The organism is Chryseobacterium sp. ON_d1 (assembly GCF_006829085.1).
In the GTDB taxonomy this organism is placed as follows: Bacteria; Bacteroidota; Bacteroidia; order Flavobacteriales; family Weeksellaceae; genus Chryseobacterium.
The window spans coordinates 12,145-26,694 of the sequence record NZ_BJTC01000007.1; the positions used below are offsets into that span (position 1 = coordinate 12,145).

The window sequence follows — 14,550 nt, forward strand, 5'->3', positions numbered from 1 at the left end:
ATTCAGGCAGATGATCTGATCTGTATCAAGCTTCCCCGAAGTGAAAGAATGATCATCTCAATTCTGGGAATCTTGAAATCCGGAGGAGCCTATGTTCCTATTGATATTGATTATCCGCAGGAACGTATTGATTATATTCTGAAGGATACGGGAGCAAAAGTCGTTATAGACGAATTGTTTTTCTCAGATTTTGAAAAGGTAAAAGATGATTATTCAGCCATCAATCCTGACTGTGCTGCAAAACCCGATAATTTGGCTTATATCATCTACACTTCAGGAACTACAGGAAATCCTAAAGGGGTAATGATCACGCATTCCAATCTGATGAATTATGTTTGCTGGAGCAATGGTTTTTATTTTAAAGAAAATGACCGGGGTAACTGGGGATTATTTACCTCTATATCTTTTGACCTTTCCGGGACTGCTGTTTTTTGTTCTCTTTCAAGAGGAAGCAAATTATGGCTGGGAAGTTCACAGGACAATAGTCTGCAGTCCCTTTTAAATGCATTGGGGAATGAGGAAATAGATATTCTTAAGCTGACCCCGTCCCATATTTCTTTACTTAGACATGCTGCAATCAGTAGCACAGGGATCCGTAAAATTATTTTAGGAGGTGAAAAGCTTTATAAAGAACATATCAACATCATTCAGTCAATCAGTGATAATATAGAAATCTATGACGAATACGGACCTACAGAAGCAACTATCGGATGTATAGCCCATAAAACAGATGGGTCAGCAGCCTCCATAGGTAAACCCATTTCCAATGCTCAGATTTATATTTTAGATGACCATCATCAGTTGGTACCTGAAGGAGTAATTGGTGAATTATATATTGCGGGAGCAGGTTTGGCCCGTGGATATTTGAACCGTTCTGATCTTACTGAGGAAAAATTTATAGCAAATCCATTTGTTGCCGGAACTAAGATGTACCGTACGGGAGACCTTGGGCGATGGCTTACTGATGGAAGTATAGAATACCTGGGAAGAATTGACCACCAGGTAAAAATAAGGGGACATAGAATTGAGCTGGGCGAGATCGAGAGTCATGTACTGTCTTACAGTAACTCGATCCGTGGTGTTGTTGCAGAAGTAACAGGTGACAAAAGTCTTGTGGTCTATTATGTAAGCGACTCGTTGATAGACAAGCTGAAGTTGTCTCAATATTTAGGGACTAAGCTGCCTCAGTACATGCTTCCCGGTTTTTATGTTGAACTGGAAAATATTCCATTGACAGGTAACGGAAAAGTTGATCGTAAAAACTTACCTGAAGTATCATCAGAAGACCTGATAAAGAACGAATATGTAGCTCCGGTTACAGAAGAACAGCGTATCTTGGTGGAGGTCTGTGAGCAGGTGCTTAAACATAGTCCTATAAGCATTCATGACAACTATTATAATCTGGGTGGAGACTCCATCAAATCGATTCAGATCGTATCCAGATTACGCTTATATGGATATTCTTTAAAAGTAGAATATATATTACAGTATCCTGTATTGGAGGAATTATCCCGACATATGACTACTGATGTTGTAGAAATCGACCAGTCGGCAGTGACAGGGGACTCCATTCTTACCCCGATTCAAAAATCCTTCTTTGAAAACGAGGATATTCGTAACAAGAATCATTATAACCAGTCTGTTATTCTCAAAAGTCAGGCAAGGCTTTCGGGAACAGCATTAGAACTATCCCTGCAAAAGCTTGTCGATCATCATGATGCACTGAGAATGGTATATACAAATGAAAAAGGAAAATGGAGACAGTTTAACGCTGATACTTCACGAAAACATTATCGTCTTGAGTATTTCGACCTGAGAACAAGCACATCTGAAGCCGAAGAGCTTGAAAGTTTACAGAAGATAGGAGATGCACTGCAGAGCAGCATTGATATCACTTCAGGAATTGTGTTCCATATTGGGCATGTTTCTATGAGAGATGGCGACAGACTGATTCTGATCCTTCATCATTTGGTAGTAGACGGAGTTTCATGGCGTATATTACTGGAAGACCTGGGAAATCTGTACGAATCAGAAATCAGCGGAGAACCATATTCTCTGCCAGCAAAAACAGACTCATTTCAGACCTGGGGCAGAACATTGGAAGAATACAGTAAAAGTCCGGCTCTTTTGAAGGAACGCAGATATTGGGAAAGCATAGAATCTGGAAACTATTCTGTGCCAGAACCGGATTACGTAGTAAATGATAAACAAATACAGGATAAAAACATAGGGTTTACTCTTACAGCAGAAGAGACCTGGTTATTAAAAACACGTGCAGGCAGAAAATACGGAGCAGAAATCAATGATCTGCTGCTTACAGGTCTGGCGCTGTCATTACGGGAACAGTTTGGAATCAGTAAGACCAGGGTGATGATGGAAGGGCACGGAAGAGAGGCTGTCTCCCCCAATATAAATATCAGCCGTACCGTAGGCTGGTTTACCTCTGTTTTTCCATTCTCACTGGATATCAGTAATACAGAACAGCCGGAATTGGTGAGTGTTAAAGAAGAACTTCGCCGTATCCCGGACAAAGGAATAGGCTATGGAGTATTACATTATTTGGATAAAAGAATCTCCTCCGGGGATATCCCTTCTATACAGTTTAATTATCTGGGAGATTTTGATGATATTGGCAATGGTACGACAGAGAATAATGCTTCAGCGTTTCAATATTCTTCTGAAAATATAGGAGCAGCCGTACCCGCTGAAAATATGTCAGCAAACATTTTGTTAGATGTATCCGGGATGACCGTACATGGAACAATGAATATAGATATCCGTTACTCAGATAAAATATTTACAGAATCTACTGTTAAAAAATTAACAGAGTCCTATCAGCGTCATCTTCGTATCCTGATCATGGAACACGGAGAAGAAAGAATATTAACTCCTTCTGATCTTACCTATAAAGGACTGTCTTTTAAAACCATCAGTGATCTTAACAGGGAAAATACAGTAGAAGATATCTATGAGCTTTCACCAATGCAGCAGGGATTATATTACCATTGGTTTGTTGATCCGAAAGGGTCTGCCTATTTTATGCAGGCTTCCTACAGAATCAAGTCTCCCAATCTGGATTTATCATTGGTAGAAGAAGCGTTCAGTATTTTGGCCAATCGCTATACAATTCTTCGTACATCGTTTGACAATCGGTATGGTAATGTTCCGCTTCAGATAGTTCATAAGAAAGCCAGGGTAGACTTTAAGCATCTTATTTTGGAATCAGATGCGGAGTTAGAGAATATCAGACAGGGTGACGTTATCCGCGGCTTTAATCTGAATGAGCCTACCCAGATGCGTCTTATGGTTGTTGAGTTGCCTGATGGAGCATTTGAGTTTATCTGGAGCCATCACCATATCATTATGGACGGATGGTGTTTGGGAATTCTGATTAATGATTTTTCTACAATTTTAAGTTCACTGCAGCAGGGAATGGAAATTAATTTACCGGAACCGCATAAATACTCATCCTACATAAAATGGTTAGCAAGAATTGATAAAGAAGAAGCAATGGCTTATTGGGAGAATTATCTTAAGGGAATCAATTCTCCAAGTCCGTTACCTTTCGAAAAACAGGTAAAAGAAGAAAAGCCCCGTTTCATTGCAGAAAAATTCATTATAGGAAAAGAAGAATTCCTTCAGGTTAATCAATTTTGCAAGCATTTAGGCATTACACTGAACACTTATGCTCAGGCTGTATGGTCATACCTGTTAAGCTCTTATAACGGAACAGAAGATGTTGTATTTGGAGCAGTAGTATCCGGAAGGCCGCCAGAGATAGAAGGTATTGAGAATATGGTAGGATTGTTTATCAATACAATTCCGGTGCATATTAAAGTGAATAAAGAAGATACCCCCCGCATTCTTTTGGAAAAAGTGCACCAGGATTCTATTCAGAGTACAGGCTACCATTTTAACAGCCTGGCACAGATTCAGTTATTATCACCTTTGGGCAAAGATCTGATTAAAAATATTATTGTTTTTGAGAATTATGTAAAGAATGAAAAAGCAAATGCTGAATCTTCATCCACTGCAGGACTGGCTTCAGAAAATGTAGAATCATTTGACCATTCCAATTATGATTTCAATTTTGTTGTTACTCCAGATACAGACTGTCTGCATATAGAATTCAGATACAATTCATCGGTATTTTACTCTGAAGGGGTTACCAGTCTGGTTTCCCATTTTAAGATGGTACTGAACCATTTTACAACCTCAGCAGATATACCATTGTCAGAAATAAATTATCTGGTTGACGGAGAAAGAGAAAAAGTTCTGAAATTGTTCAATAAAACAAGTGCCTCTTATCCTGAAGAAAAAACACTGATAAATCTGTTTGAAGAACAGGTAGAAAAGACTCCGGATAATGTCGCTGTTTTTTATGAGGGTAGAGAGTTGAACTATTCAGAGCTGAACTCCGTATCCAATCAGCTGGGGCACTACCTTCGGGATCAGTATGCCGTTCAGGCAGATGATCTGATCTGTATCAAGCTTCCCCGAAGTGAAAGAATGATCATCTCAATTCTGGGAATCTTGAAATCCGGAGGAGCCTATGTTCCTATTGATATTGATTATCCGCAGGAACGTATTGATTATATTCTGAAGGATACAGGAGCAAAAGTCGTTATAGACGAATCGTTTTTCTCAGATTTTGAAAAGGTAAAAAATGATTATTCAGCCATCAATCCTGACTGTGCTGCAAAACCCGATAATTTGGCTTATATCATCTACACTTCAGGAACTACAGGAAATCCTAAAGGAGTCATGATTGAAAACAGAAGCGTAATCAATCTTATAAGCGCTCAGTCTCATCAGTTTCAAATTGATGACAAAGAAAGAATTCTTCAGTTTTCCAATTATGCCTTTGATGCATCTGTGGAACAAATATTCCTTGCTCTTCTAAACGGGGCAGCGCTTTATCTTATTTCAAAAGCACAGCTTATTGATTATCATTCTTTGGCCGTATTTTTAAAAGAAAATAAGATTACCCATTTTCATGCGGTCCCTGCTGTAATAAGAGAGGTAAAGCCTGATCAAGGATTCTCTTTAAAAAGAGTGATCGCAGGAGGAGATGTATGTAGCAGGGAGCTAGCGGAATCCTGGAGCTCCATATGCAGTTTCTATAATGAATATGGCCCTACTGAAACAACGGTGACTTCGATTGAGCTAAGGTTTGATAAAGAATCCCGTTTTTCTATTGGCAGGCCCATTTCCAATACTCAGGTTTATATTTTAGATGACCATCATCAGCTGGTACCTGAAGCAGTAATTGGTGAATTATATATTGCAGGAGCAGGTTTGGCCCGTGGATATTTGAACCGTTCTGATCTTACTGAGGAAAAATTTATAGCAAATCCATTTGTTGCCGGAACTAAGATGTACCGTACGGGAGACCTTGGACGATGGCTTCCTGATGGAAGTATAGAATACCTGGGAAGAATTGACCACCAGGTAAAAATACGCGGATACAGAATTGAGCTGGGTGAGATTGAGAGTCATGTACTGTCTTACAGTAACTCGATCCGCAGTGTTGTGGCAGAAGTAAAAGAGCACGAAGGTGAGAAGAACCTTGTCGCTTATTATGTAAGTGATTTGATGATAGATAAACAGAAATTATCTCAATATTTAGAAACCAAGCTGCCCCAGTACATGCTTCCCGGTTTTTACGTTGAATTGGAAAGTATTCCTTTAACACATAACGGAAAAGTTGACCGCAAGAATCTTCCTGATGTGCTGTCAAAAGACTTGATAAAGAACGAATATGTAGCTCCGGTTACAGAAGAACAGCGTATCTTGGTGGAGGTCTGTGAGCAGGTGCTGAATCATAAATCAATAAGTATCAAGGATAATTTTTATAATCTGGGTGGAGATTCCATCAAATCGATTCAGATCGTATCAAAGTTACGTAAATACGGATATACCCTTAAGGTAATGCATATACTGCAGCATCCGGTTTTAGAGGAATTATCCAATTTTGTAACAGCCCATGTTATTCCTGTTGATCAGTCTGCTGTAACGGGAAATACTGTTCTGACCCCTATTCAGAAGCATTTCTTTGAAAATAATGAAATTGTCAATAAGAACTATTACAATCAGGCCATACTGTTAAAAAGCACTGACAGACTTTCCGGGGCTGTTATCAATAGTGCTGTCGAACGTCTGGTGAATCATCATGATGCACTGAGAATGGTATACCATAACGAAGAAGGAACATGGAGCCAGTTCAATGCTGATACTTCAGCTAAACATTATCGGTATGAATATTTTGATTTAAGAACAGGAACATCCGAAGCTGAAGAACTCGAAGGTTTGCAGAAGATAGGAGAAGAGCTGCAGAGCAGCATTGATATCACTTCAGGAATTGTGTTTCATATTGGGCATGTTTCTATGAGAGATGGCGACAGACTGATTCTGATCCTTCATCATTTGGTAGTAGACGGAGTTTCATGGCGTATCCTGCTGGAAGATCTGAACAATCTGTATCATTCAGGCATTTCCGGGACTCCTTATAATCTTCCGGCTAAGACACATTCTTTCCAGAAATGGGGTCATGTTTTGCAGGAATATGCAATGAGTAAATCCCTTTCGGAAGAAAATGAGTACTGGAACAGTATAGAATCAGAAATATATCCGGCTATTCCTACAGATTATAGTGTAGAAGGAAAGCATACGCTGAACAGGAGTGCAGGCTTTAGTTTAACTGAAGAGTCCACAAAGCTTTTGCATACAGGAGCAGGTAAAAAATACGGGGCAGAAATCAATGATCTTCTGCTTACCGGGTTGGCTTTATCATTAAAGGCACAGTTTGGAATTACTAAAACCAAGATCCTGATGGAGGGGCACGGAAGAGAAGAGATTTCTTCAGGCACAGATATCAGCCGTACGGTAGGGTGGTTTACCAGTATGTATCCTTTTTCACTGGATATCAGCAATGAAAACTGCCCTGCAATAGAAAGTGTAAAAGGAAGTCTGCGCCGCATTCCTAAAAAAGGGATTGGTTATGGAGTTCTTTATTATCTGACAAAAAGTATTATTTCAGGTGCAAAAGCCTTGGTACAGTTTAATTATCTCGGAGACTTTAATGATATCAAAGAAAGTGATGCTGAAAAAAATATTTCTCATTTTCAGCTTTCATCAGAGAATATTGGTCAGGCTGTTCCTTCAGAAAATTTATCTACAGATATTTTAATAGATATTTCCGGGATGACTGTTAATGGAATTATGAATATAAATTTTCGCTATTCTGATGAGGTATTTACTCCGGAGTCAATTGAAAAATTATGTACGCTATTTGAAAGAAATATTAAAAATATAATAGGTGAAAGTGAAAATAAAGACTGGACCTTTGGGGATACTATGCCGGTATCGCCTAATCAGTATTATTTGTTTAGAAATCCTTATTCATCTGTTAGCTTTATGCTAAAAGTACAGAATTTTGATGAAAAGAATTTTGAAGAGACACTCAGAAAATCGATTTCCGGATTTCCGTTTTTAATGACTGCTTATGAAAAGGAAGGAGATAATTTTATCCAGCGTTATTCATCTGAAAAAGATATTGCAATAAGGATTCAGGTAGAAAATATCCATTTGAAATCTGAGAAAGAAATTGAGAACATTGGAAGAGAAATGATGTTCAGACCTTATGATGTACTGAACGGAGAGTTAATAAGGGTATTTGTTATTAAAACAGAGAACAGGGATATATGTCCGGCTTCCATATTTTTTGGAATTCATCATTCACTGTCAGATGATTATACTGCGAAGTATCTTAAAAAGGCATTAGAGAGTTATTTCAATACCGGAAATGATATTGCGGTACAACCTCATCACTTTGATTTTATTGATTCTCAGGAAAGCTTTCTGAAATCGCATGAAGGATTAACATTAAAAGATAAGCAGATTCGTGAAATATTAAAAACGCCATTATATGATAATACGGAAAAAGGATCAGATGTTGTTTATTATCAGTGTTTTACGATTCAGGAGTTTTTTATTACAGGGGAAGATTTTGCAGCTTTTCAAAAAATATCTCAAAAAGCATCGCTGCCGTTCAATGCATTTTGTCTGTCCGTATTCTTAAAAATGGTTAACAGTCTTCATAATCAAAGTAAAAGATTCTACGGCATTACAAGCAACAACAGAGAAAATTCAGAATATGATAAAATACTTGGTGTATTGACCAATCTGGTGATTTCGTCATATCCGGATTTCAGCCTATATTCAATTCCTGAAATACTGAAGAACTACGGAGATATGATAGAAGCCAGAACAACGCAGAAAATTCCATATGAGGTGATCAGAAAAGAGATCTTGCTAAGAGAAAATAAAGATATAGAAAAGAATATGATAGGGGTATACAATTATTTTAATCAAAGTGCTGAAACAAAAGTACATGAAGGAAGTACCGAATATAAAATGACAATCACAGATTTTGACGGAATCAACTTCAAAGTTTTTGAATATGCAAACGGGGTTCTGCTTCATCTGTCATACCCTTCATCAGAAAAGTCAATCAATTTCAAAGAATATACTCAGGAATTCTTACATTTTATAAAAACACAATAGTGATTTGGATTATATGAAACATGCTAAGCTATTATATTTTTTAACTCTGTGTATGCCTCTATTTTTCTATTCCCAATATAAAATAGAGGGCAGGGTTTTAAATAAAGAAAAAGAACCGGTAAAAAATATAGAGGTTTTTTTCAGAGATAAAAATCAAAGAGAAGATAAAAAAGTGATAACCAATGAAAATGGAAACTTTTCTGCAGAGCTTGCAAAAGGCAGCTATAATCTGGTTATAAAAAATACTGAATATAAGTATTTTGAGAAGCCGGTGAATGTTGATTCTGATATCAAAACAGGAGATATAGAATTACAGTCTTTATCTAAAATGATTGAAGAGGTAAAGCTGACATCATCCACCAAAATGATGGTTCAGAAAATTGACAGGGTGGTATTCAATATTGAAAATAATGCCCTTGCGAATAAAGGAAATATTTTTGAGTCACTAAAAATGGTTCCGGGGCTGGTTTTAAAAAATGATCAGATTGCCATGCTCGGAAGAGATGCCGTAAAAGTAATGATTGATGGCAGAATGATCAATCTGAGTGGTGATGACATAAAGAATTTTCTCAAGTCGATACCAAGTGAAAATATTAAATCAGTAGAAGTGATAAGCAACCCTTCTGCCCGGTACGAAGCGGAAGGAAATAGCGGGATTATTAACCTTGTTCTTAAAAAAGCAAAAAATAATTCCTGGAATAATAATATGACTCTTTCCCAGGACATAGCAAAAGCAAAATATATTCTGAGGGCTGCAAGCAACAGTTTTACCTATCAGAAAAATAAAATCAGCTTTTTATTCAATGTAAGGTATGATTATGGAGATATATTTGTCAACCAGCGGTTAGATACCTATTTCTCAGAACCCTATCTTACTGATTCCGGACAGAAATGGAACTATAATCAGCTATCGGGAAGATTTTTATTAGATTATGAACTGAATTCAAGAACAAAATTCGGAATACAGTATATGGGAGGAATAAATAACAACTATATAGATGATCATTTAAATACAACAGTAACGAATACCAATTCAATACCTAAGTATTTCTTAAACGGAGACGGGCATACCCATGATAAAAACAATAATCATTTATTAAATTTTCACCTGGAGCAAAAGCTGGATACAATCGGCAGGAAGCTTAATATAGATCTTGATTATCTAAGCTACAATACTGATAAAGGAAATGTAATTCTTTCCAACAAATATGATACAGGAAATAATTTTGAAGGAGTGAATTTCTTCAACCGGGCTATTTCTGACCAGATTATCAATAATTACAGCGTGAAGTTTGATATTGACCATCCGGGAAGGGTCGTCAACTTATCCTATGGAGGGAAGCTTACTTTTACCAATACAAGATACCAGCTTGATAATTATGATTTGCTGGCCAATGCAGCTCTTCAGTCAAACCAGTTCAAATTTAATGAGGATATTCAGGCTTTATATATCAACGGGACAAGAAAACTGTCCGACAAGTGGGAGCTGCAGGCTGGTCTAAGAGCAGAATATACCCAGACAAAAGGGTATTCTGTGCTGATTAACCAAACTGATTACAACAAGTATTTTCAGCTTTTTCCTTCTTTATTCGTTAAATATGATATAAATAATAAAAACAACCTGGTACTGAGTTATGCCCGAAGAATACAAAGACCATCATATGGACAGCTTAATCCTTCACGTTTCTACATGAACAGTCAGGCTTCCTCTATGGGAAATCCTTATTTAAAACCTTCTTATGTTGATAATGTGGAATTATCCCACACTTACAGAAATCTTACTTCAAAAATGGCATTTAATATAAACTCCAATGCTTTTGATGTAATTTTTAAGTCAAATGAAGCAACAAAAGAACTTATTTCCACATATGATAATTATTATCGCAGTTATGGATATTCTCTTACAGAATCATATGAGTTCAAAACATTTTCCTGGTGGAAAACGTATGTCACTCTTTTCATGAACTATTCTTATTCGCACAATATTAAAGACTATAATCTGCTGATGAGGAACGGATTGGAGTTCTTTGGATCGCTTAACAATTCTTTTAATCTGAACCATTCAAAAACGTTGACTGCAGATCTGAATTTTTGGTATGGTTCGCCATATAACCGGAATGCATATCATTATTCACAAGGAAATTCGCTTGATACAGCTATATCCTATAAAACTCCCTATAAAGGACTGAACTTAAGTTTTGCTGTTTATGATATATTTAATTCCAGTCCGCGCATGATGACCTCAGAACTGAACGGGATTGTACAAACTTATGTATCTTACACCAATAACAGATTTTTCAGGCTTTCTGTAAATTACACATTCGGAAATGATAAAATTTCCAAAGAAGAAAGAGGATTTGGTAATGAAGATGAAATAGGCAGGAGTAGATAAGCTAAAAAAAAAAATTAATAACATTTTATGAAAAGAGTATTGGTTTATACTGACCCATTCAGAGGAAATATAATTCCTACTCTGGGAATCAGTGAAAAGCTTCACCAGAAGGGAATTCATATTCATTATATTGGGGTACCTGATGTGACAGAGATAATATCGGGGACATCGTTTCCCTGTACCACTATTTTTGAAGATTATTATCCCAAAAAAAGCACCTATATTTCCGGAAAAATTAATGCTGATGTTATTCGTGCAATTATCAATGGAGAACTGGATCAGCTTATCCATGAACAGGATCCCGCAGCGATTATTTTTACCGCTTACAACCCTGTAGAAGCGGCGGTTTTCCATTTAAAATATAAGCTGAAGACTTATCTTTTATATTGCCATTTTCCTGTAGATAATGACTTCAGTAAGAATTCATTAACGGATAAGGTCAAGGAATGGAGTATCAATATGCTGATGGATGATAATAATCTGGAAGCCACCCACCTTCTGATTAATTTTCTGATTGATCAGGGGTACACAATGAATTCCCTGAATGATGTGCTGTCGGTTTTTGAAAATTTCTATAATCTGGTACCGGCTTCAGAAAATTTTTTAATAGAGGATGCGGTGGTAAATGAGAAGGATATATATATAGGACCTTGTATACCGGAGCAGAATATATTCCATACCCATTATGATATTGAGGCATTAAAAAATGAGCTTTCTGCCCAAAAGCAATCAGAAAAAATAATTGTTTACTGTTCTCTGGGATCCTGGGCAGATCAAATTGATAAAGAAAAAGCACAGAAAATTATGCAGACTGTTATCGATTCTTTCCGACACGAATCTATGCAGAATCATATTCTTAATATATCAGTGGGAAACCTGTTTGAAGAGTATAAATCTCAGGAATCCGATACCATAAGAATTCACAGATGGCTTCCTCAGATGACCATGCTTGAATATTCGGATCTTGCTATTATACATGGCGGAATGGGAGGTGTCAAAGAATGTATCATGAATGAAACTCCAATGATAGTCATTCCATTGGGTCTTGATCAGTTTGAAAATGCAGACCGGGTTACTGCCCACAGATTAGGAATAAAAATGGAGGCTGCAGCATTAAAAAATGAAGAGATCATTTCCACCATTAAAAAGCTTCAGAATAATACCGAAATACAACAGAGCTTATTTAAAATGAAGTCCGATTTTGAAAAAGCATCAGAAAATAATGCCTTGGACACAATTTAATAACTAAACATCAATCATAAATAATGAATAAACAACTCTTTTTGCTGCACTTTGCGGGAGGCAATAAATATTCTTATAATTTTTTACAAAGTAAGCTGACATCAGATATCGAATTTATCCCGATTGAATTACCGGGCAGAGGAGCCCGGTTTCAGGAGAGTTTAATCAGAGATAAAAAAGATGCGGTACAAGACCTGTTTTTACAGATAAAGGATAAAAGAAATGGCAGTCCTTACATCATTTATGGACACAGCATGGGAGCAATATTAGGATTTTCCGTAACTGAAATGCTGGAAAAAGAGAATGACAGACCCAATTATCTGATTGTTTCCGGAAATCCCGGACCATTAGAACACAGCAATTCTTCCCACCGCTATAACTTAGATGATGAAACTTTTAAAAAAAGAATTGCAGAATTAGGAGGAATTCCCAATGAAATTCTTGAAAATCAGGAAACGTTTACATTTTTTTCTACCATTATGAGAGCTGATTTTGAATGCGTTGAAAAAGATCAGCAGTATGAGAAAAATAAGATTATCCAAACACCTATTTATGCTATAATGGGAAGCGAAGAATCCTTATCTTCCAGAATTGGGAACTGGAAAAATTATACAAACTCTTCATTTCATTATTTGATTCTTGAAGGAAACCATTTTTTTATCCATCATCACAGTAGAGAGATAGGAAAACTAATTAATTATTGTTTCGTTTAGTCCATAAAATTTAAATTATGCTGAAAATAAAATCTAAACATATTGCACTGATATCAGTATATGCTTTAATAAGCAGTTTATTAAGCTTTGGTATTATCTATATCATCAATAACACTTTATCAAATAAACTTTCTGTAAACGGATATATTTATATTGCATTTTTTTCTTTTGTGATCTATGCCTATTTGCTGAATATTTTCTTTCAGAAACAATTGAATAAAATAACTTTTGATCTGCTTACCAGAATGGAAAAGCAGCTGTTTCAGAAAATTCTGGAAACTCCCTTGGTGAAGATCGAAAAATGGGGAACGCAAAGATTCTATACTGCTGTAGAAGATATAAGAACCTTTTATGCATTACCAGGAGTAATTACCTCAGCATTCTCTTCTCTGCTGATGGTTATACTTTGTATAGGATACCTCATCAGTCTTTCCTGGATATCAGCAATCATTATCATCTTATGCATTGTCATTATTGCAGGGATGTACTATCTTGTCATGAATCTGCTGTCCAGGTCTATAGAAAAAATCAGAAAGTACAACGAATCTTATTTTGGATATGTACAGGATGTCGTCAATGGCTTTAAAGAATTAATGATCAGTGACAGAAGAAAAGAAAGACTACGTGAAGACTATGTCTACAAAAATAGAAATGAGGCTTATAAACTTGATTTTAAAATCAGCTTTTCCTTTCTTTCAATAGGTCTTATCAGTCAGTATGGGATGTATTTTATTATAGGAACCATTCTTTTTGTTCTGCCGGAACTCGGCTGGCTTAAAAAAGAATTTGTCATTCCATATGTACTTGTTTTGCTATTTATTGGTGGCCCTATCAACGCTCTTATCAATCTTCAGGATATCGTTACCCGGTTGTTTGTAGCAAATAAACGGATGAACAGTTTTTATGAAGATTTTAAAAATGATAATCCTGATCAGAAACAGAACAGAGAAACAGCAGCCGATTTTTCAAAATTAAACTTTAAGAATATCCATTTTAATTATAAAAATGATAATGCAGACGCCAATTTTGAACTGGGTCCTGTCAATCTCGAAATTAATAAAGGAGAGGTAATTTTTATCGTTGGCGGAAACGGAAGCGGGAAAAGTACTTTTATTAATATTCTTTCGGGTTTGTATGTGCCTGATGAGGGAGATATATTTTTTGACGGGAAAAAAATTGATTCCGAAAAAGATATTCAGAATCTTATTGCAGCAGTATTTACAAGCAATCACCTTTTTTCTCAAAATTATGATGATTATGAACTGAAAGATAATGGAAAATATAAAGCATTGCTCGAAACGTTCAAACTTGAAAATGTGGTGAAAGATGATTCTGAAGAATCCGCAAGAAGGCAGTTTTCTAAAGGACAAAGTAAGAGAATGGCTCTAATTTTTGCTCTGCTGGAAGATAAGCCTATCCTGGTGCTTGATGAATGGGCTGCAGATCAGGATCCATATTTTAGAAAGTATTTTTATGAAGAATTGATCCCTAAATTAAAATCAGAAGGTAAGACAATTGTTGCCGTAACACATGATGACAGGTATTTTCAATATTGTGATAAGCTGCTGAAATTTGATTACGGTAAGATCGTAAGACAAGATGTTCCTGAGAATTTCCAAAACGCGTACTTTTAATATC

General features: G+C 36.4%; 5 protein-coding genes. All 5 read left to right on the forward strand.

Features of this window, described 5'->3' with window-relative positions:
- The 5 genes from CRS_RS12125 to CRS_RS12145 are packed head-to-tail and all read left to right on the forward strand — an operon-like array spanning position 1 to position 14,546.
- A complete protein-coding gene (locus tag CRS_RS12125) occupies positions 1–8,565 on the forward strand; it encodes a non-ribosomal peptide synthetase (RefSeq protein WP_262711787.1) in 8,565 nt (2,854 codons plus the stop codon).
- 52 nt (positions 8,566–8,617) lie between these two features.
- Positions 8,618–10,957, forward strand: coding sequence for an outer membrane beta-barrel family protein (locus CRS_RS12130; RefSeq protein WP_172617056.1), 2,340 nt, complete (start codon positions 8,618–8,620; stop codon positions 10,955–10,957).
- A 27-nt stretch (positions 10,958–10,984) separates the two neighbouring features.
- Positions 10,985–12,199 (forward strand): glycosyltransferase, encoded by a 1,215-nt coding sequence (locus tag CRS_RS12135; protein WP_142724306.1) that lies wholly within the window; start codon positions 10,985–10,987, stop codon positions 12,197–12,199.
- A gap of 23 nt (positions 12,200–12,222) precedes the next feature.
- On the forward strand, positions 12,223–12,912 hold the full coding sequence (locus CRS_RS12140) for a thioesterase II family protein (RefSeq protein ID WP_142724307.1): 690 nt from the start codon (positions 12,223–12,225) through the stop codon (positions 12,910–12,912).
- Positions 12,913–12,929: 17 nt separating this feature from the next.
- Positions 12,930–14,546 (forward strand): cyclic peptide export ABC transporter, encoded by a 1,617-nt coding sequence (locus tag CRS_RS12145; RefSeq protein ID WP_142724308.1) that lies wholly within the window; start codon positions 12,930–12,932, stop codon positions 14,544–14,546.
- Positions 14,547–14,550 lie beyond the last annotated feature (4 nt).